20 protein-coding genes are annotated in these 18,584 nt (G+C 65.9%); 7 read left to right on the top strand and 13 right to left on the bottom strand.

Annotation, left to right across the window (positions count from 1 at the left end):
* Window positions 1-162 precede the first annotated feature (162 nt).
* From LB533_RS02970 to hrcA, 4 genes are all read right to left on the bottom strand, one after another.
* A complete protein-coding gene (locus tag LB533_RS02970; RefSeq protein ID WP_224676595.1) occupies window positions 163-780 on the bottom strand; it encodes a LysE family translocator in 618 nt (205 codons plus the stop codon).
* A gap of 128 nt (window positions 781-908) precedes the next feature.
* Window positions 909-2,279, bottom strand: coding sequence for a PQQ-dependent sugar dehydrogenase (locus tag LB533_RS02965; RefSeq protein WP_224676594.1), 1,371 nt, complete (start codon window positions 2,277-2,279; stop codon window positions 909-911).
* Window positions 2,280-2,404: 125 nt separating this feature from the next.
* The gene (locus LB533_RS02960) at window positions 2,405-2,599 is read right to left on the bottom strand and encodes a hypothetical protein (RefSeq protein ID WP_140554504.1); all 195 of its coding nucleotides are present in this window, start codon (window positions 2,597-2,599) and stop codon (window positions 2,405-2,407) included.
* A 37-nt stretch (window positions 2,600-2,636) separates the two neighbouring features.
* The gene (hrcA, locus tag LB533_RS02955; RefSeq protein WP_140639456.1) at window positions 2,637-3,734 is read right to left on the bottom strand and encodes a heat-inducible transcriptional repressor HrcA; all 1,098 of its coding nucleotides are present in this window, start codon (window positions 3,732-3,734) and stop codon (window positions 2,637-2,639) included.
* Between the two features lie 202 nt (window positions 3,735-3,936).
* On the opposite strand from hrcA, the gene rph reads away from it, so the two are divergent.
* From rph to LB533_RS02930, 5 genes are all read left to right on the top strand, one after another.
* Window positions 3,937-4,653 (top strand): ribonuclease PH, encoded by a 717-nt coding sequence (gene rph, locus LB533_RS02950; protein WP_140491814.1) that lies wholly within the window; start codon window positions 3,937-3,939, stop codon window positions 4,651-4,653.
* A gap of 19 nt (window positions 4,654-4,672) precedes the next feature.
* The gene (locus LB533_RS02945) at window positions 4,673-5,083 is read left to right on the top strand and encodes a VOC family protein (RefSeq protein WP_224676756.1); all 411 of its coding nucleotides are present in this window, start codon (window positions 4,673-4,675) and stop codon (window positions 5,081-5,083) included.
* On the top strand, window positions 5,083-5,745 hold the full coding sequence (rdgB, locus tag LB533_RS02940) for an RdgB/HAM1 family non-canonical purine NTP pyrophosphatase (RefSeq protein ID WP_224676593.1): 663 nt from the start codon (window positions 5,083-5,085) through the stop codon (window positions 5,743-5,745). Before LB533_RS02945 ends, rdgB begins: the two co-directional genes overlap by 1 nt.
* The gene (gene hemW / locus LB533_RS02935) at window positions 5,742-6,920 is read left to right on the top strand and encodes a radical SAM family heme chaperone HemW (protein ID WP_224676592.1); all 1,179 of its coding nucleotides are present in this window, start codon (window positions 5,742-5,744) and stop codon (window positions 6,918-6,920) included. The genes rdgB and hemW overlap by 4 nt, the downstream gene beginning before the upstream one ends.
* A 169-nt stretch (window positions 6,921-7,089) precedes the next feature.
* On the top strand, window positions 7,090-7,527 hold the full coding sequence (locus LB533_RS02930) for an EamA family transporter (protein ID WP_224676591.1): 438 nt from the start codon (window positions 7,090-7,092) through the stop codon (window positions 7,525-7,527).
* A gap of 73 nt (window positions 7,528-7,600) precedes the next feature.
* Here LB533_RS02930 and LB533_RS02925 read toward each other — a convergent pair whose 3' ends face one another.
* A complete protein-coding gene (locus LB533_RS02925; RefSeq protein WP_140491829.1) occupies window positions 7,601-7,780 on the bottom strand; it encodes a hypothetical protein in 180 nt (59 codons plus the stop codon).
* A gap of 199 nt (window positions 7,781-7,979) precedes the next feature.
* Between LB533_RS02925 and rsmI the strand changes: the two genes are divergently transcribed.
* The gene (rsmI, locus tag LB533_RS02920) at window positions 7,980-8,891 is read left to right on the top strand and encodes a 16S rRNA (cytidine(1402)-2'-O)-methyltransferase (RefSeq protein WP_224676590.1); all 912 of its coding nucleotides are present in this window, start codon (window positions 7,980-7,982) and stop codon (window positions 8,889-8,891) included.
* Window positions 8,884-9,261 (top strand): YraN family protein, encoded by a 378-nt coding sequence (locus tag LB533_RS02915; RefSeq protein ID WP_224676589.1) that lies wholly within the window; start codon window positions 8,884-8,886, stop codon window positions 9,259-9,261. Before rsmI ends, LB533_RS02915 begins: the two co-directional genes overlap by 8 nt.
* Before the next feature lie 18 nt (window positions 9,262-9,279).
* Here LB533_RS02915 and LB533_RS02910 read toward each other — a convergent pair whose 3' ends face one another.
* The 8 genes from LB533_RS02910 to LB533_RS02875 all read right to left on the bottom strand — a co-directional run bounded on the left by LB533_RS02910 (window position 9,280) and on the right by LB533_RS02875 (window position 18,560).
* Window positions 9,280-10,263, bottom strand: coding sequence for an alpha/beta hydrolase (locus LB533_RS02910; protein ID WP_224676588.1), 984 nt, complete (start codon window positions 10,261-10,263; stop codon window positions 9,280-9,282).
* A 4-nt stretch (window positions 10,264-10,267) separates the two neighbouring features.
* Window positions 10,268-10,948: an isochorismatase family protein gene (locus LB533_RS02905; RefSeq protein WP_224676587.1), complete on the bottom strand. Its 681-nt coding sequence runs from the start codon at window positions 10,946-10,948 to the stop codon at window positions 10,268-10,270.
* 331 nt (window positions 10,949-11,279) lie between these two features.
* Window positions 11,280-12,584: a M24 family metallopeptidase gene (locus LB533_RS02900; RefSeq protein ID WP_140639465.1), complete on the bottom strand. Its 1,305-nt coding sequence runs from the start codon at window positions 12,582-12,584 to the stop codon at window positions 11,280-11,282.
* 187 nt (window positions 12,585-12,771) lie between these two features.
* Window positions 12,772-13,743, bottom strand: a complete 972-nt coding sequence (locus LB533_RS02895; RefSeq protein WP_224676586.1) for a GlxA family transcriptional regulator — start codon at window positions 13,741-13,743, stop codon at window positions 12,772-12,774.
* 134 nt (window positions 13,744-13,877) lie between these two features.
* Window positions 13,878-15,047 carry a trans-sulfuration enzyme family protein gene (locus LB533_RS02890; protein ID WP_140685334.1) on the bottom strand — a complete coding sequence of 390 codons (1,170 nt, stop codon included), beginning with the start codon at window positions 15,045-15,047 and terminating at the stop codon, window positions 13,878-13,880.
* On the bottom strand, window positions 15,044-16,501 hold the full coding sequence (locus LB533_RS02885) for a pyridoxal-phosphate dependent enzyme (RefSeq protein ID WP_224676585.1): 1,458 nt from the start codon (window positions 16,499-16,501) through the stop codon (window positions 15,044-15,046). Before LB533_RS02885 ends, LB533_RS02890 begins: the two co-directional genes overlap by 4 nt.
* A gap of 201 nt (window positions 16,502-16,702) precedes the next feature.
* On the bottom strand, window positions 16,703-18,043 hold the full coding sequence (locus tag LB533_RS02880; protein ID WP_140639469.1) for an FAD/NAD(P)-binding protein: 1,341 nt from the start codon (window positions 18,041-18,043) through the stop codon (window positions 16,703-16,705).
* Between the two features lie 25 nt (window positions 18,044-18,068).
* Entirely contained in the window at window positions 18,069-18,560 is a 492-nt protein-coding gene (locus LB533_RS02875) for an RrF2 family transcriptional regulator (protein ID WP_224676584.1), read from the bottom strand.
* Window positions 18,561-18,584: the final 24 nt, after the last annotated feature.

Raw genomic sequence — 18,584 nt, 5'->3', positions numbered from 1 at the left:
GAACTGATCTCAGGCGGATGGCGGCCAGGATAGGGCTTCCACTCACGCAAGATAGACCGTCGCCCGAAAATATCCGAGTGGGGTGCGTGTCTAAAACGCCCCGGCCTCGGAAAAGCGTTTCCCGAACAGCCGGACCGACGGAATGATTTGGCGCAAACGGCCCTATTGACGGGCTGCGATCGCCGCCGCGGCGCCGACCATGAAGCCGGCCGCGGTGCGGTTCAACGCTTTCAGGGCGCGCGGCGAGCGCAGGAACCAGCGCGCCTTGGCCGCCAGCGCCAGATAAGGCACCAGCACCACGAACAGGACGAGGACGGTGAGTGCGGCGAGGATGCCGTAGTCGGCCAGCGTGATGGTCTTGAGGTCGACGATGGTCGGCGTGATGGCGAGATAGAAGATCATCGTCTTCGGATTGCCGAGCGTCACCGTCAGGCCGGCGAGGAAGCTCGACGCCAGCCTGCCCTTGCTCTTCCTGGCCTCGACCGTCTCGGGCGTGATGCCGGCGGTCCAGAAGCGCCAGCCGAGGAAGGCGAGATAGGCGACGCCGGCCCATTTGACGGCGAGGAACACCAGGCCGAAGGTCTGCGCCACAAAGGCAAGCCCAAGCACCACGGCGGTGAGATAAAGAAGGTCGCCGAGCATCAGGCCGAAGGACATGGCCAGCGAGGAGCGGAAGCCGGAACCGAGCGCGCGCGCCACAAGCGCGGTGACGCCGGGGCCGGGAATGGCCGCGGCTAAGCCGAGGGCGGCGCTGTAGGCGAGGAAGCCGGTGAGGGTCATGGATCGAGCCTTGCGTCCGCGAACTGCTGGGACGGCGCCTTGTCGCACAGAGTTTCGCGGGCGGGAATTGCCTGGATGCGGATTTGGTTGCACCAGGCATGCCCCGCGCTCGGGACCTCCCAAGCGGATCAGGACCGCCCGTCGCCGTAGGTCACGCGCCAGATGGTGCCGTTGCCGTCCTCGGTGACGATCAGCGCGCCGTCGTTCGCCACCGCCACGCCGACCGGCCGGCCCCAGACCTCGCCGCCGGAGGTGACGAAGCCGGTCATGAAATCCTCATATTCGCCGGTCGGCTTGCCGTCCTTGAACTTGAACCGCACCACCTTGTAGCCGGTCCTGTTGCCGCGATTCCACGAACCGTGCAGGGCGACGAAGGCGTCGCCCCTGTATTCGGCCGGAAAACCGGATCCCGCGCGGGCATTCCTGCCGTCGTAGAAGGCGATGTTGAGCGGCGCTGAATGCGCCTGCATCAGAATGTCGGGAACGGTGACCTTGCCGGCAAGGTCGGGACGCGCGCCCTTGTGGCGCGGATCCTCATTGTCGCCGATATAGTACCAGGGCCAGCCGTAGAAGGCGCCTTCCCTCACTTCGGTCGCATATTCGAACGGCACGTTGTCGCCGAGCGCGTCGCGCTCGTTGACCACGCACCAAAGCGCGCCCGCCGCCGGCTGGACGGCCATGCCCGAACAATTGCGCAGGCCGGTGGCAACGATGCGGCCATTCCTACCGTCCGGGTCGAAAGCCATGACGTCGGCGCGGCCTTCCTCCGCGCCCCAGGTGGCGCCGAGCGGCTTCGACCTGGCCCAGGCGTCGAGCCCGCCGCGCGGTTTTCTTGCCATGTCCTGGGCGGCGTTCGAGCCGGAACCGACCGAGAGATACAGCGTCTTGCCGTCCGCCGAGAAGGCGATGTCGCGGGTCCAGTGATGAGTGGCTGGAATGTCGCGGACAATCGTTTCCGGCTCGCCGGACGCCTTCAGGTCGCCATCGCGGTAGGGAAAGCGCACGATGCTGTCGCTGTTGGCGACATAGATCCATTGCGGGCTGTCCCCTGGCGGATAGAAGGCGATGCCGTAGGGCCGGTTGAGATTGCGGGCAAAGATGCCGTCCTTGACGGGTTTCGCGCTGCCCTCGGCCAGACGATAGACGCGGATCTGGTTGGCCTCGCTGTCGGCGACGAACAGGTCGCCATTGGGCGCGACACGCACGACGCGCGGATTGTCGATGCCCGAAGAGATCAGTTCCGCCGAAAAACCCGCTGGCAGCCGCGGCTCGGCGCCTTGCGGCCTTTGCACCGGACCGGCGCTGTTCGAGGCGGATCTGGTGACATAGGGCTTGGGCTGGTCTTGCGGGCTGATCAGCCGGCGCACGCCCGGCTCGTCGGCCCGCCAGTCACCGAATGCGGCCGCGCCCTTGAGCACCGGCTCTGTCTGCTGGGCCGATGCCGTCGCGGCGAAAAGCAAGGCTGCAGGGATCGCCACGGCGCCGGCAAGTCTGATCATCCCAGTCTCCAGCTTCTCGCTTCGCTATGCATGTCGTTGTCCCAAGACCGAGGATCACATGCATCAAGGGAACGGGCGGGCTCGGCAGTCGTTCCGGACGACACGGGGAGTCGAAGGAATTCGGGTCAGGTATCCGCGTCGAGATCGGCGTCGAGGTTCTTTTCCAGTTCGACGAGGTCGGCCGGCAGTGGCATGCCCATGGCGCGCATTTCGCGCAGCTTCTCGCGCAATTGCTCCTGCACTTCGCGCACATCCTCAGGCTGGTTGACCATCTCCTCCAGCAGCAGGCTGATCTGGGCCTTGAACGATTCCAGCGCCATTTTTTTCCTCCTCGGCCGTCTGGATCGATCCCAGCTCTCAGCGCAGCATGCGCGATATCAGCTGCGCCGTATAGTCGACCATCGGGACAATGCGGGCATAATTGAGCCGGGTCGGGCCGATGACGCCGAGCGCGCCGACGACGCGGGCGTCCTTGTCTCGGTAGGGTGCCACGACGAGCGACGAGCCGGAGAGCGAGAAAAGCTTGTTTTCCGAGCCGATGAAGATGCGCACGCCCGGTCCCGCCTCGGCGAGGTCGAGCAGCTGGATCAGCCCGTCTTGAGTTTCCATGTCCTCGAACAGGTGGCGCAAGAGTTCGATGTCGGCCTGAGCGGTGACGTTTTCGAGCAGATTGGCGCGGCCGCGCACGATCAGGCGCGCCGGCAGGCCGCTTTCCGCGCCGGCCCACACCGCCAGCCCTTTCTCCACCAGGTCCTGCGACAGCGTGTCGAGCGCTGCCCTTGTCTCTTCCTTGATACGCGCGACCTCCGCCCGCGCCTCGGCCAGCGTACGGCCGCGAATATGGGCGTTGAGGAAATTCGAGGCCTCGTGCAATTGCGAGACGGTGATGCCGGCCGGCAGATCGATGACCCGGTTCTCGACGTCGCCGTTCTGCGACACCATCACGGTCAGCGCCTTTGTCGGCTCGAGCTGGATGAACTCGATGTGCTTGAGCGCCACCTCGTTCTTGGCGGCCAGCACCAGGCCGGCGCCGCGCGACATGCCAGACAGCATCTGGCTGGCCTCGGTCAGCATGTGTTCCAGCGTGGCGCCCGAGCCGGAGGCGCGCACCTGCGCCTCGATGCTGCGCCGCTCCTCGTCGGAGAGGTCGCCCAGTTCCATGAAGGCGTCGACGAAGAAGCGCAGGCCGGCCTGCGTCGGCAGGCGGCCGGCCGAGACGTGCGGCGCGTAGATCAGGCCGAGATGTTCGAGGTCGCTCATCACGTTGCGGATGGTGGCCGGCGACAGCGAGGACGGCAGGATGCGCGACAGGCTGCGCGATCCCACGGGCTCGCCGTCCCTCAGATAGGAATCGACGATACGCCGGAAGATGTCGCGCGAGCGCATATCGAGCGCCTGAAGTGCCGGCGCGTGAAGAGCGAGCGACTGCGAAGCGGGATCGACTGCCTTGGTCATTGCGGCCATAACCTCCGGTTCAAGGATATAGACTTCGCCGCGCTACGCGCAACCCAGTGTCGCACTTGCGATCACCCAGTGTCGCGTTGGGCGATCACCCGGTGTCGCGTTTGCTGTCGCCGGTCCATTTTCCTTTACGCCGTGCCCCGCATGCGTCTAAAAGCCGGCCAAGATTCAAAAAGCTGACAAGAAAGCAGGCCGAATGCGCCCCTCCAAACGCCAGTTCGACGAAATGCGCGCCATATCCTTCGAGCGCGGCGTCTCCAAACATGCCGAAGGCTCGTGCCTGGTGAAGTTCGGCGACACGCATGTGCTGTGCACGGCAAGCCTGGAGGAAAAGGTGCCGGGCTGGATGCGCAATTCCGGAAAGGGCTGGGTGACGGCCGAATACGGCATGCTGCCGCGCTCGACCGGCGAGCGCATGCGCCGCGAGGCCTCCGCCGGCAAGCAGGGCGGGCGCACGCTGGAGATCCAGCGGCTGATCGGCCGCTCGCTGCGCGCCGTGGTCGACCTGCAGGCGCTGGGCGAGCAGCAGATCACCGTCGACTGCGACGTCATCCAGGCCGATGGCGGCACCCGCACCGCCTCCATCACCGGCGGCTGGGTGGCGCTCTACGATTGCCTGCGCTGGATGGAAGCCCGGCAGATGGTGAGCGTCGCCAAGGTGCTGAAGGATCATGTCGCGGCGATTTCCTGCGGCATCCATGACGGCCAGCCGGTCATCGACCTCGATTATCTCGAAGATTCCTCCGCCGGCACCGACGCCAATTTCGTCATGACCGGCAAGGGCGGCATCGTCGAGATCCAGGGCACAGCCGAGGGCGAGCCCTTTTCGGAAGGGCAGTTCGCCGAGCTGATGGGCCTGGCCAAGAAAGGCATACAGAGGCTAGTGAGTTTGCAGCAGATGGCGGTGGCGTGAGTTTTAGATGCCGAGCCTCGTGACACCCTCCGCAATCCTGGAATCCGCCCTCTACGTCACCGACCTGGCGGCAGCGGAAGCCTTCTACACCGACATCCTCGGCCTCACTCCTGTCGGCAAGGTCGAGGGTCGCCATCTCTTCTTCCGTTGCGGAGCCGGCGTGCTGCTGATCTTCAACGCCGAGGCGACCAAGGTCCCGCCCGAGCCCGACGCGAGGCTGAAAGTGCCCCCGCACGGCACATCAGGCGAAGGCCATCTCTGCTTTGCGGCGACCGCCGATGAAATCAGCCGCTGGAGATCCCATCTGGAGGCGAAGAACATCACCATCGAAAGCGAGTTCGAATGGCCGCAAGGCGGCCGCTCGCTCTATATCCGCGATCCTTCCGGCAATTCGATCGAATTCGCCGAGCCAAGAATCTGGGGACTTTGATGCATTCTCTCGACGGAAAAAAGATCGTCGTCGCCAGCCACAATGAAGGCAAGCTGCGCGAATTCGCCGATCTGATGGCGCCATTCGGATTCGAGGCGAAATCGGCGAAGGACTATGGCTTGCCCGAACCCGACGAGACCGGCACCACCTTCGAGGAGAACGCCTATATCAAGGCGTTCGCCGCGGCCAAGGCGACGGGCCTGCCGGCGCTGTCGGATGATTCGGGCCTGTGCGTCGACGCGCTTGACGGCGCGCCCGGCGTCTACACCGCCAACTGGGCCGAAACGCCTGATGGCCGCAGGGATTTCGGCATCGCCATGCAGCGCACCGAAGTGGCGCTGCAGGAAGTCGGCGCGGCCTCGGCCGAGCAGCGCAAGGGTCGCTTCGTCGCCGTCATCTGTCTCGCCTTTCCCGATGGCGAGGCCGAGTATTACCGCGGCGAGGCCGAAGGCAGGCTGGTCTGGCCGCCGCGCGGCGAGCTCGGATTCGGCTATGACCCGGTGTTCCTGCCGGACGGCTTCGAAAAAACCTTCGGCGAGATGACCGCCGAGGAGAAACATGGCTGGAAGCCCGGCCAGGCCACGGCGCTGTCGCACCGCGCCCGCGCCTTCCAGAAATTCGCCCAGGCTCGATTGGGTCTGGCCAGGTTAGGCTCGGCATGATCAGGCCCGGCGCCACCATGCCGCTCGACCGCAGCCCCGGTTTCGGCGTCTATGTGCATTGGCCGTTCTGCGCGGCCAAGTGCCCCTATTGCGACTTCAACAGCCATGTCCGCCACCAGCCGGTCGACCAGGAGCGCTTTGCCGCCGCCTTCGAGGCGGAACTGGCAACGATGCGCCAGCGCAGCGGCGCGCGCGAGGTGACCAGCATCTTTCTCGGCGGCGGCACGCCGTCGCTGATGAAGCCGGAAACGGTGGCCAGGATCCTGGACGCCGTGGCGAAGAACTGGGCGGTGCCCGACGGCATCGAGGTGACGCTGGAGGCCAATCCCTCCTCGGTCGAAGCCGAACGCTTTCGTGGCTATCGCGCTGCGGGCGTCAACAGGGTCTCGCTCGGCGTGCAGGCACTGGACGACAAGGATTTGCGCTTCCTTGGCCGGCTGCACAATGTGGACGAGGCGCTGCACGCGATCGGGCTCGCGCGGGAGATATTCCCAAGGCTCTCCTTCGACCTGATCTACGCACGGCCAGGCCAGACGCCGGAGGCTTGGGCATCGGAGCTCGAACAGGCGATCGGCCACGCCGCCGACCATCTGTCGCTCTATCAGCTGACCATCGAGGAAGGCACCCCGTTTCACGCGCTGCACGCGGCGAAGAAATTCATCATCCCCGACAACGACCACGCCGCCGACCTTTATGCGCTCACGCAAGAGGTGACATCCGCCCATGGTTTGCCGGCATATGAGATCTCAAACCACGCCCGGCCGGGTGCCGAAAGCCGGCACAATCTGACCTACTGGCGCTATGGCGAATATGTCGGCGTCGGCCCCGGCGCGCATGGCCGCTTCGTCGAGAACGGCCACCGCGTCGTGACCATCGCGGAGAGGATGCCGGAAACCTGGGCCAATCTGGTCGAGGCCAAGGGCCATGGCGTCACCGGCGGCGAAACCCTGACGCGCTCCGAAGAGGCTGACGAGTTCCTGCTGATGGGACTGAGGCTGGCGGAAGGCATCGACCTGTCGCGCTACGAAGCGTTTTCCGGGCGCGGCCTGTCGAGCGCACGGCTGTCGGTGCTGCAGGGCGAAGGGCTGGTGGCGCCGATCGGCAACGCCCGCCTGCGCGCCACGCCCGCCGGCATGATCGTGCTCGACGCCGTGGTGGCCGATCTGGCGCGGTAGGCCCCCAACATCCACCAGCGAAGTCATCCACCAGCGGAGTAATGCGGAGCGGCGCGCAGATCCGAGGAGGACGAAGGCGAGATACCGCTCTCAATCCCCAAGCCGGAGATTGCGCTTCTGAAGGCGCGGGTTTCACGTTATCTGGACCCAGGACATCGTGAGGCCCGAAATGAACCTGACCGTTTCTTCCTGGCAATTCTGGGCGCTGCTGTCAGCGGCTTTCGCGGCACTGACGGCGATCTTTGCCAAGGTGGGCATCGAGACGATCAATTCCGATTTCGCCACCCTCATCCGGACAGCCATCATCCTGGTCGTGCTTGCGGCCATCCTCGCCGCCAGCGGCCAATTCCAATCATGGGCCTCGATCTCCGGAAAGACCTGGCTTTTCCTCGGCCTGTCGGGACTGGCGACCGGAGCCTCGTGGCTCTGCTATTTCCGCGCGCTGAAAATCGGCAATGCGGCGCAAGTGGCGCCCATCGACAAGCTAAGCGTCGTGCTTGTGGCGGTGTTTGGCGCGGTCTTTCTCGGCGAGCGGCTCACCAGTGCGAACTGGCTTGGCGTCGCCCTTATCGCGGCGGGCGCGGTGCTGGTCGCTTATCGAGGGTAGTGCTGCGCCGTGGCGGGCGTTCTTGGTTTCGAGACGGGTGATGAAAATATCGAAGCGATTGGGCATCGTCCGGTCAGTGCTCCGTCGTGCTGTCGGGTTCGTTGTCGGGTAGCTTGATCTCTGGTGGCGGGCGGCGCGCGGGCCCCTGCTTGCCGTCTGTGGTGGCGGGCGGTTTCCCGTCTCCTTGCGCGGCAAAGCGCTTGCGGCCTGCATAGTAGGGCTCGAAAGCGTCCTGTATGGTCAGTCTGTCCATCCTGTCCTCCCGGGGGAATCAGGGGCTAAATCTGCGAAAGACGGTTTCGTTCCCTACTGTGGCGAAGGAATGGCGCTCGCCTTGCATTACAGCGGCTTTTGCAACCCGGCGCGGGCCGTGCCAAACAGGGCGGATGATTTCGGAACGTCCTTCGCGGCTCCATCTGGACGCGGGCGCGCCGCTGACGGAGAAGGCACCGGTGACTGGCGAGACGGGCAAGCGCAGCTATGTGATCGGGCAGACCGAGATTACCGCCCGGCCGCTCGAACCGGCGCTCTATCTGGTGGCGACGCCGATCGGCAATCTCGCCGACATCACGCTGCGCGCGCTTGAGACGCTGGCCGCTGCCGATATGGTCGCCTGCGAGGACACGCGCGTGTCGCGCGTGCTGCTCGACCGCTACGGCATCCGCCGCCGCACCACGGCCTATCACGAGCATAATGCCGGCGAGGCCGGTCCAAAATTGATAGCGGCGCTCCAGTCGGGGCAGAGCGTGGCCCTGATCTCGGATGCCGGCACGCCGCTGGTTTCCGATCCCGGCTACCGGCTGGTCGGCGAGGCGCTCGACCAGGGCATTCGCGTCGTGCCCATCCCCGGTCCGTCCGCGCCGCTTGCCGCGCTCACCGCATCCGGCCTGCCTTCGGATGCCTTCCTGTTCGCCGGCTTCCTGCCGGTCAAGGCGGGGCAGCGACTGGCGCGGCTGGAAGCGCTGAAAGCGGTGCCGGCGACGCTGATCTTCTTCGAATCGCCGCGCCGGCTGGCCGAGTCTCTCGGCGCGATGGTCGAGGCGCTTGGCGGCGAGCGCAAGGCAGCGATCGGCAGGGAATTGACCAAGGCCTTCGAGGAAATGCGCACCGGCACGCTGCGGGCGCTGGCCGACCACTATGCGGCGGCCGATACGCCGAAGGGCGAGATCGTGGTGTGCGTCGGTCCGGCCGAAGCCAGGGCGGACGAGCCGGCCGATATCGACCGGCTGCTGTTGTCGCTCGCCGCCGAAATGCCGGCCTCCAAGGCGGCCGGCGAAGCGGCAAAAATGACCGGCGGCCAGAAGCAGGCGCTCTACCGACGGCTGCTGGAACTCAGGGATGCCTGTGGAGAGGACCGTGGCTAGGCTCCCGAGCGTCAGCCGTCAAAAAGCCTACCGGCGCGGCCATCGCGGCGAATGGCTGGCGGCGGCGGCGCTGGTGCTGAAGGGCTACCGGATTCTGGCGCGCCGTCACCGCACGCGGTTCGGCGAGATCGATCTGATCGCACGGCGGGGCGACCTGGTGCTGTTCGTCGAGGTCAAGGCCCGCCGCACGCTGATGGAAGCAATGGAGGCGATCGCCTACGAGTCGGAACGCCGCATCGAAGGCGCCGCCGACATCTGGCTGTCGCGCCAGCCGGATTACGGCAGGCTGTCGATGCGGTTCGACATGATCGCCGTGCTGCCATGGCGCTGGCCGGTGCATGTCCCGAACGCGTTTTACGGGCGCAATTGAGGGCTGCTTCGCTGGCGTTCAGCATTCGACGGGCCATTCGCCCGCGCCAAGTGCTGCGATCGCCGCGATTATGCGCCGGAACGCTTCGGCGGCGACCGGCACGGTGGTGCGGGCGCGCAGGAAACTGTGCACGAGGCGCTTCTCCTCGTGCCAGCTCGCTCTGCCGCCGGCGGCCAGGATGCGATCGCGATAGGCCTCGCCATCCGACGACAGCGGGTCGCATTCGGCGGTAATGACGACGGTGGGCGGCAGGCCGGAGAAGTCGGCGGCGCGCAGGGGCGAGAAGGTCGGATCATCCGGCGCCTGTCTCTTGGCCGAGCGGACGTCGCGGTAGAAGGCGATGTCGCCGACCGACAGAAGCGGCGCCTCGGCATGCTCGATATAGGAGCGGGCAGTCTCGTCGCCGCCGAGGCCGGGATAGATCAGCACCTGGCCGGTCGGCCTCTTCGCATGAGCGCGCGTCGCGTGACTGATCGCCGCCGCCAGATTGCCGCCGGCGCTCTCGCCGCACAGCAGCAGTGGCCCGTTCGTCGCCGCCGCCCATTCGAAGGCGGCCAGAGCGTCGTCGAAGGCGGCGGGATGAAGATGTTCGGGCGCCAGCCGGTAGTCTACCGAGAGCACCGCAAAGCCGGTGCCGGCGCAGATCTCGGCGCAGATGTCGTCATGGCTGTCGAGCCCGCCCAGGATGAAGCCGCCGCCATGGTAATAAAGCACCGTGGCCCGCGCGGCCGTGCCTGCCATCCGGTATTGCCGCACCGCGATGTCGCGGCCGGGGGCGGCGATGAGGCCGTCGCTGGCCGTCACCCCCGGCGGATAGGGCTGGCGAAGCGCCCGGCACATCCTGTCATAGATCGCGCGCTGCTTGGCGATCGGCAGGTCGATCGTCTCGGGCGGATACCAGGCGTTGATGCCGTCTATATAGGCCCACAGCGCGGGGTCGAGCAGCGTCGCGTACTTGCCGCGCCTGGTCGTTCCACTGCTGCCCACGGTTTCGGAAGGCATTGCCTCAAAGCTCGCTGTAAAGCCTGGCCGCGTTTTCAAAGCTGAAGCGCAGCGGCACCGAGCCCTCGACCTGCCAGACGGCGACGCTCTCGCCGGCCAGCAGCCGGCAGGCGCCTTCGGTGTCGGTGACGGCGCCGCCATAGAGTCGGTTGGCGAGATTGAGGATGCCGGTCTGGTGCATGGCGGCACTGCCGCTGCCGCAGGCGTCCTTGACCAGCAGCACGCGAAAACCGCGCGCCACGGCGTCCTTCACGGTGGCATCGATGCAGGCCTCGGTCCACACGCCCGATATGACCAGCCATTCGATGCCGGAAGTCTTGAGCCGATCGGCGGCCGGCCCCGCGCGGAAGGCGCTGGCCTCGGCTTTGATCAGCAGCGTCTCGCCATCGGCCGGCGCCACCTCACGGCAGATCTCGGTCAGCGGATCGCTCTTGTCGGAGAAGGCCGACTTGCCGTCGGCTCCAACGGGATGGAAGGGGCGGTCCTGGCTGTCGAGATCGACGATGTAGGCCCAGTGGTAAAGCGGCACATGGTTCTGCCGCGCCGCCGCCTGCAGGCGCTGGACATTGGCGAGGATTCTTTCAAAACCCTCGACGAGATAGCGAGTATCCTGCCGGTGCTCTTCCTGCAGGTCGATGAAGATAGCGGCCACGCTGCCGCGCGTGAGGGAGATGGGGCTTTTCATGCGGATGGGCCTGGGTTGGCGGCCGACGCTGCTCCGTATCGTACGTTTGCGCAAGCGGTGGTGATTGACCGAAGCGTCCCCGCCTTCGTCATCCCAGGGCGAAGCAGCCGCGCAGCGGCGTCGCGGAGACCCTGGGATCCATGCCGTGACCTCGATCGAGGGATGCAGCGGAGCAGAACTTGGACCGTTGCGGCGCTGAGACGTCGCGGCATGGATCCTAGGGTCTGCGCCGCGTCGCTGCGCTCCTTGCTTCGCCCTAGGATGACGAAGCGATGGGCGTCGCGGCTAGTCCAGACGGCTTGCGATGCCCCACTGAGGCGCGCAACCACCATCAAACCCGCCCCTCCAGAAACTCATCCTCATAGGGGAAACGCGACAGAAGCTCCGTCCCCGTCTCGGTGATCAGGATTTCGTCCTCCAGCTTGACGCCCTCGCGGCCGCCCTTCTCGCCGATATAGCTTTCCACGCTCACCACCATGCCTGGCACGATATGGCCGTCGCGGCCATAGGTTTCGTAGTCCATGGCGTGCGCGATGAAGGGTGTCTCGCCATGCATGCCGACGCCGTGCATGACCGAAGTGTAGCGCTGGTCGACGAAGCGGTCGGGGATTTTCCACGCCTTCTCGGCGATCTCGCGGAAGGCCATGCCGGGCTTCACGATGGAGATGTTGTGCTGAACCTGGTCGTGCGCCATGCGGTAGAGCGACTTCTGGTAAGGGGTCGGCTTGCCCGGACCGCAGCGGAAGGTGCGGGAAAAGTCCGAATAATAGCCATAGCAGCCGATCGTGTCGGTATCGAGCGCCAGCAATTCGCCGGGCCTGATCTTGCGGCCGCTGGCCTCGTTGAACCAGGGGTTGGTGCGCTGGCCGGAGGTGAGCAGCCGCGTCTCGATGAACTCGCCGCCCTGGCGGATGACCTCACCATACATGATGGCGAACAGCTCGTTTTCGGAGACACCGGGCTTGATCGCCTCGCGCACCGCATAGACGGCGGCTTCGGCGCCGGCCATCGACGCCTGCAGGCATTTGACTTCCTCCGGCGTCTTGACGGCGCGCACGGCCAGGATCTCGCCCTGGCAATCCCTGACCTCGCAGCCGCGTTTTTCCAGCGCCAGCGCCTGCAGATGGCTGCAGCGGTCGAGGCCGAGCTTCATCGAGCCGCCGCCATGCTTTTTCAGGAGTTCGGCAATCTCATCGGCGAAGGGGCCGGCGGTCTCGTCGTCGCGGCCCGACACCGATGACCAGACCAGCTTGGACGGACGCGCCTCGTCGATCGTGTCGAGCACCATGGAGACATGGTAGCTCTGCGGGTATTCGAACAGCACGATCGGCCCTTCGGTCGGGATGAAGAAGTAGCGGGTCGAATTGCGCAGGAAATAGCCGAACATGTTGCGCGAGCCGGTGGCGTAGCGCTGGTTATAGGGATCGAACAGCACGACGCCGCCATATCCGGCCTCACGCATCCAGCCGCGCAGCCTGGCCAGCCGGCCTTTACGAAGCGCGTCGGCATCGATGAAGGACGGCTCGGTGTCGGACAGCCACATGCCGCCCGCCGGATCGGCCGCCGCGGGATGGCGCATGCGGTCCTTGAAGTCGACGTCTTCAGTGCTGTCGGGGTCGAATACGACGATGCTCATGGGGGCTGACCTTGGGTGGTTTGCAGGATCAGACCATGGCGCAGGCGGTAACGAGGGATTGTGCGGAAAACCGCGCTTGTTGTGCGAGATGCCGCTGGGGTAATAAGAGATGCAGGTGCCAAGCGCCCCCTCCGGCAGGACAGAAGGGGGCGCTGCCCGCCAACGTCTCTCAGCGCCAGCAGGACCTCTAATGCCGTCGCGCCAGCTTCGGAGGATGACCATGCTCCTCCCGAAAGGCGCGCGCAAAGCTCGACATCGAGGCAAAGCCGCAGGCGAGCGCCACGTCGCGCACGGCGAGCGTCGAATGCGCCAGGAGATCGGCGGCGCGTTTCAGCCTGAGCCGCCGGTAGTAGCCGTTGGGCGAGATGGCGAGTTCGGAGCGGAAGGAGCGTTCGAGCTTGTCGGAGGAGACGCCGAGCCTGGCGGTCAGCTCCGCCATGCCGAGCCGCTCCTCCACGGCGTCCTCCATGATGGCGATGGCCGACAGCACCAGTTCGTTCCGCACGCCGGTGCGGAGGCGCAGCGGCATCAGCTTGCGGTCGACGCTGGAGCGCAGCTGGCTGTGCACGAACCATTCGGCGACGCCGGCCGCAAGCTCGGCGCCGTAGTCGCGGGTGATGATCTCCAGCATCATGTCGAGGCTGCCGACGCCGCCGGCCGAGGTGAAACGCTTGCGGTCGATGACATAGAGGTCGCGTCTCAGCTCGACGTCGGGAAAGGCCTCGGTGAAGGCGGCCTGACTGGTCCAGTGCAAGGTGCAGGCATGGCCGTCGAGCAGGCCCGCGCGAGCAAGAAAGAACGCCGCGTCCGCCACCGCGCCGATATGGGCGCCACCCCGCAAGCTGCGGCGGATCCAGCTTGCCGCATCCTCGGCGACGAGATGATCGGCGTCGCCGCCCGAGCAGACGACGATGCGGTCGACCTTTGGCGCATCCTCGGCATAGAACCCCGGCTGGATGACGACGCCGTTCGACGCCTCGACCGTGCCTTTCGTGCCGCCCACGATGATCCAGCGATAGCATTCCCGCTTCGCCAGAATGTTGGCGGCGCGCAGCGGCTCGATGACCGAGCTGAACGCCATCATCGGAAAGCCGGGGAAGACCAGCACCGCGAAGGTGAGGGGGGTGTCGGCGGATTTTGGGAGTTCGCGCGTGGCCATGGGGCGCTACATCTCGGGCAGATGGGGTTTGGGGTCAACGGGGTTGTGCTGGCTTTTCTGCGACGTTGGCGCTGGCCTCACCTGCCTGCCGGCACCCTCTCCCCGTATAGTGACGCTGGCTTTGGAGCCGCCGTTCAGCCCCCCAGCGCCTGCTCCAGATCCGCGATCAGATCGTCGCCATCCTCGATGCCCGCCGACAGCCGCACCAGCGAATCCGATATGCCGATCTCCTCGCGCTTCTCCGCCGGGATCGATCCATGCGTCATCAGCGCCGGATGCTCGATCAGGCTCTCCACGCCGCCGAGGCTTTCGGCCAGCGTGAACAATTGCGTGCGTTCGAGGAAGCGTTTCGTGCCGGCGAGGTCGCGGTCGAGCACGGCTGATATCATGCCGCCGAACGCATGCATCTGCTGGACGGCGACGGCATGCTGCGGATGGCTGGCCAGACCGGGATAGATGACCCGGCGCACATCCTTGCGGGCCTCCAGCCACTGCGCGATCTTGAGGCCATTCGACGAGTGCCGCTCCATCCTGAGCGCCAATGTCTTGAGGCCGCGCAGGGCGAGAAAACTGTCGAACGGGCCCGAAATGGCGCCGATGGCGTTCTGCAGGAATTTCAGGCGATCGGCCAAATCCTTGTTGTCGCCAACAACAGCCACGCCGCCGACCATGTCGGAATGGCCGTTGAGGTACTTCGTCGTCGAATGCACCACGATGTCGATGCCGAGCTCCAGCGGCCGCTGCAGATAGGGGCTGCAGAAGGTGTTGTCGGCGACCGAGAGGATGCCCTTGCGCCTGGCGAGGGCCGCGACGCCTTCGAGATCGACGATGCGCAGCAGCGGGTTGGTCGGCGTCTCGACCCAGAGCATTTTCGTCTCCGGGCGGATCGCCGCCTCTATAACCGCAAGGTCGGTGCAGTCGACGAAGCTCACCTTGAGATCGGCGGAGCGCTTGCGCACACGCTCCATCAGGCGGAAGGAGCCGCCATAGATGTCGTCGGTGGCGACGATATGGGCGCCGGAATCGAGCAGTTCCAGCACGGTGGCGATCGCCGCCAGCCCCGAGGCGAAGGCGAAGGCGGCCGAGCCGCTTTCGAGATCGGCCACCGCGCGCTCGAAGGCGAAGCGCGTCGGGTTCTGGCTGCGGGCATATTCAAAGCCCTTGTGCACACCGGGCGACTGCTGGCCATAGGTCGAGGTGGCGTAGATCGGCACCATCACCGCTCCCGTCAGGGGATCGTGGCTCTGGCCGCCATGGATGGTGCGGGTGGAGAAGGCCAGGCGGTTCTTTCCGGATGCGGTCATCGTGCACGGCGCCTCAGATGGTTGATCAGGTCGATGCGGGTTATCAGGCCGACGAACTCGTCGCCGTCGAAGATGATGGCGACCTCGTTGCGGTCGAATACCGGCAGCAGCGCGTCCAGCGTCTGGCTCGCTTGCAAAGTATGCAGATTGGAGGTCATCGCCGTGCGCACCGGCGCGTTGAAGCGCTCCCAGCGACCCTCATAGGGGCCGTCGACCTTGGCCAGAATGTCGCTTTCGTCGACGATGCCGACCAGCTTGCCGTCGTCGAGCACCGGCAGCTGCGAGACATCGGAGCGGCGCATGCGGCCATAGGCGTTGAGCAGGCTTTCGTCCGGACCGACATAGACGGTGTCGCCGGTGCGGTGGGTGCGCATCACCAGGTCGCGCAGGTCGCCATGCTGCTCGTGCTCGGCAAGCCCCTGTTCGGCCAGCCAGAAATCGTCGAATACTTTCGACAGATATTTGTTGCCGCTGTCACAGACGAAGGTGACGACGCGCTTGGGCGACGTCTGTTCGCGGCAATAGCGCAAGGCGGCCGACAGCAGCGTGCCCGAAGACGAGCCAGCCAGTATGCCTTCCCGGGACAGGAGATCGCGCACCGCCAGCATGCTCTGCTTGTCCGATATGGAATAGGCCTTCTTGACCAGCGACAGCTCGGCATTGGGCGGCACGAAGTCCTCGCCGATGCCTTCCACCGTCCAGCTCCCGGCCTCCACCATCTTGCCGGTCTTGATCAGCGGCGCCAGCACCGAGCCGACCGGATCGGCCAGCACCATTTCCGTCTTCGGCGATGCCTTGGCGAAGAACCGGCCAAGCCCGGTCAGCGTGCCGCCGGAGCCGACGCCGACCACCACCGCGTCGACATCGCCGTCGAGCTGCGAAAAGATTTCCGGACCGGTGGTGGTTTCATGCGCCTCAGGGTTGGCCGGATTGGCGAACTGGTTGGCGTAGAAGGCGCCGGGCAGCTCGGCCGCGATCTTTTCGGCCATGTCCTGGTAATATTCGGGGTGGCCCTTGCCGACATCGGAGCGCGTCATGCGCACTTCCGCGCCCAGTGCGCGCAAATGCTGGATCTTCTCGCGCGACATCTTGTCGGGCACAACCAGGATGATGCGGTAGCCCTTGGGGATGCCGACCTGCGCGAGGCCCAGGCCGGTATTGCCCGCCGTCGCCTCGACGATCGTGCCGCCTGGCTTCAGCCTGCCCTCCTTCTCGGCCGCCGCGATCATCGACAGCGCGATACGGTCCTTGATCGAGCCGCCGGGATTCTGGCTTTCGAGCTTGATGAACAGCCGGCACTTGCCGGTGTCGAATTGGGTCAGCTCGACCACGGGGGTCTGGCCGATCAAGTCGAGCACCGATCCGTAAGGCGGCCGCAGGCGCGACATTGCATTTTCCGAAGCGGCGCTTTCCAAAGGGGCGCTATCCGAGGGCGCGATCTTGTGCCTGCTCATATCGATGCTCCATGATCAAGCGGCCGCCTCGGGCACGGCGGCAGCGTATCCTCTTTTCCAGCCCTTTGCAGTGGGAAAGAAGATAGATCGTGCCAATCGACCGGCCAGATGGAGAATGAAATTCCGGGTTGCGACGCGCAAGGGCTGCAGGACTGTACGGCACGCCCCTCTGGCCTGCCGTACAGCGCCGACGTCAACACCCTACCCCAGCAGCTGCTTGCTCAGCCTCGCGCATTGGACGCGAATGTCGGGGATGGCGTCGATCTCGAAGAAGGTACCGCGCGTCAGCGGGCCGACGGCGAGGATTTTCCTGGACACCGTGCCGTCGCCGGCGATGATCTCGCAATTGGCCGTCACGTCGAGGCCGATGCGCAGCGGGTCGGGCCGCGCCAGGGAGCGGTCGACCAGCGAGCGCACGACACTGTTCGACGAGGCCGAGATGTCCCTGACGATGCCGGAGCAATCATAGATGCGGGCGACCTCGAATCTCTCCAGCCGCTTGGTGTGGCGCGACTGGACCTGGACCGTGAACTCGCCGCCCGCCGCGATGTCGACGACACGGCCGGCAACGAGGCGGATGCGGCCGGACTGCACGGCCTGCGTGACGCGGGAATGGACCTCGGGCGCCATGCGGTGGCGGTGGATGTCCCACCACGCCTTGGTGTGCTCGACGAAACGGCGCTTGGCGGAGGCCGGCCAGTTCTGCCAGATCTTCTGGTTGAACGGGCGCAGGCCGTCGACGACGTCACGCCAGTCGATGCCGGCCTTCTGGTTTTCGCGGATCAGGTCGCGGAACCAGCCGACGAAATAGGAAAGCTGGGTGCCGAGCGGGATGTCGGCGACGTCGAGCTTGATCGGATTGCCCTTGCGGTGCGGCGAGGGCAGCAGGCCGCGCCGCGACACCGCGACGATCTCCGCGCGGTGGCCGCGCTGTTCGAGCGCCAGGAATGCGTCGACCATGCTGAGGCCGGTGCCCAGCACCATGACGCTCCGGTCGGGATCGAGCGCGGTGTCGGCCTCCGATCCCATCCGAACCGCATGGCCTTGCCCCATGGCCGGCACCTCGTCATGGCCGGTGGCGAGCACCGCCAGATGCGCGACGACGCTGGTGCCGTTGGCGAGCGCCACTTCGACCCCCGAGGCCGTGGGCGAGATCGACAGGCTTTCCTCATGGATCAGCCGGAGGCGTCCGGTCTCCCTCTCGCGCGCCTCGAGGTCGTCCAGCAATTCGCCGAGATAGCGGGCATAGATGCTGCGCGGCGCGTAGACCGGCGCCTGCTCCGGCGTTGCCAGGCCGCGTTCCAGCAACCAGCGCCAGAAATTGCCGGGATCGTCGGCATAGGCGCTCATGCCGGCGGCGCTGACGTTCAGCACATGCGCGGAGAGCAATGTGGAATAGGCGATGCCCTGGCCGAAATGCGGGCGCTTCTCGACCAGCGTGACGCGAAGGTCGGGATTGGGCTGCCTCAGCAGATGCGCGGCGAGCACGACGCCGCTGGCGCCGCCGCCGACGATGATGATCGAGTTGCCGCGGCCGCTCATGCCAGCCCCGTGCGACGCGCCGGCGTCAGGCCTTCACCGCAACCGGCAGATCGTTGCTCGCGACCGAAAGGTCGTCGAGGCCCCTTGCGACCCCAAGGTCGTCGAGGCCGATGTCGCGCATCTCGGCGAGGCTGCGCTGGTCGAGCACCTCGGCGATCGCTTGCCGGACTTCCAGCATCAGATGTCGGACCTGGCATGTCGCCTCGTTACAGTCTTCGCAACGCTGGTACTGGGTACGGCTGGCGCAAGGGATCGGCGCCAGCGGGCCGTCGAGCACACGCACGACATGGCCGACCCTGATTTCCTCCGGCTGCCGCGCCAGGCGATAGCCGCCATCCTTGCCTTTGCGGCTCTGCACGAAACCGGCATTGCGCAGTTCGCCCAGAATGGCGTCGAGAAACTTCTTCGGGATGTTGTTGCCGGTCGCGATGTCGTTGACGAAGGCAAGCTGCCCGGCCGGCATCCGCGCCAGGTGGACGAGCGCCTTGAGGCCGTACTTGCCTTTCTTGGTGAGCATGATCCGAACGTTTCTCTGTCATGC

Origin of the sequence: Mesorhizobium sp. BR1-1-13 (assembly GCF_020165515.1) — a bacterium.
Taxonomy (GTDB): domain Bacteria; phylum Pseudomonadota; class Alphaproteobacteria; order Rhizobiales; family Rhizobiaceae; genus Mesorhizobium.
This window is presented reverse-complemented; position numbering and strand designations above follow the sequence as displayed.

Bases quoted from the DNA above. Each gene is read 5' to 3' on its own strand.
- LB533_RS02900 (WP_140639465.1), bottom strand. From the start codon at position 12,584: ATGAGCATCGTCGTATTCGACCCCGACAGCACTGAAGACGTCGACTTC.
- LB533_RS02875 (WP_224676584.1), bottom strand. From the start codon at position 18,560: ATGCTCACCAAGAAAGGCAAGTACGGCCTCAAGGCGCTCGTCCACCTG.
- LB533_RS02970 (WP_224676595.1), bottom strand. From the start codon at position 780: ATGACCCTCACCGGCTTCCTCGCCTACAGCGCCGCCCTCGGCTTAGCC.
- rph (WP_140491814.1), top strand. From the start codon at position 3,937: ATGCGCCCCTCCAAACGCCAGTTCGACGAAATGCGCGCCATATCCTTC.
- hemW (WP_224676592.1), top strand. From the start codon at position 5,742: ATGATCAGGCCCGGCGCCACCATGCCGCTCGACCGCAGCCCCGGTTTC.
- LB533_RS02905 (WP_224676587.1), bottom strand. From the start codon at position 10,948: ATGAAAAGCCCCATCTCCCTCACGCGCGGCAGCGTGGCCGCTATCTTC.
- LB533_RS02925 (WP_140491829.1), bottom strand. From the start codon at position 7,780: ATGGACAGACTGACCATACAGGACGCTTTCGAGCCCTACTATGCAGGC.
- rdgB (WP_224676593.1), top strand. From the start codon at position 5,083: ATGCATTCTCTCGACGGAAAAAAGATCGTCGTCGCCAGCCACAATGAA.
- LB533_RS02890 (WP_140685334.1), bottom strand. From the start codon at position 15,047: ATGACCGCATCCGGAAAGAACCGCCTGGCCTTCTCCACCCGCACCATC.
- LB533_RS02880 (WP_140639469.1), bottom strand. From the start codon at position 18,043: ATGAGCGGCCGCGGCAACTCGATCATCATCGTCGGCGGCGGCGCCAGC.
- LB533_RS02965 (WP_224676594.1), bottom strand. From the start codon at position 2,279: ATGATCAGACTTGCCGGCGCCGTGGCGATCCCTGCAGCCTTGCTTTTC.
- LB533_RS02895 (WP_224676586.1), bottom strand. From the start codon at position 13,743: ATGGCCACGCGCGAACTCCCAAAATCCGCCGACACCCCCCTCACCTTC.
- LB533_RS02910 (WP_224676588.1), bottom strand. From the start codon at position 10,263: ATGCCTTCCGAAACCGTGGGCAGCAGTGGAACGACCAGGCGCGGCAAG.
- LB533_RS02960 (WP_140554504.1), bottom strand. From the start codon at position 2,599: ATGGCGCTGGAATCGTTCAAGGCCCAGATCAGCCTGCTGCTGGAGGAG.
- LB533_RS02885 (WP_224676585.1), bottom strand. From the start codon at position 16,501: ATGAGCAGGCACAAGATCGCGCCCTCGGATAGCGCCCCTTTGGAAAGC.
- hrcA (WP_140639456.1), bottom strand. From the start codon at position 3,734: ATGACCAAGGCAGTCGATCCCGCTTCGCAGTCGCTCGCTCTTCACGCG.
- LB533_RS02930 (WP_224676591.1), top strand. From the start codon at position 7,090: ATGAACCTGACCGTTTCTTCCTGGCAATTCTGGGCGCTGCTGTCAGCG.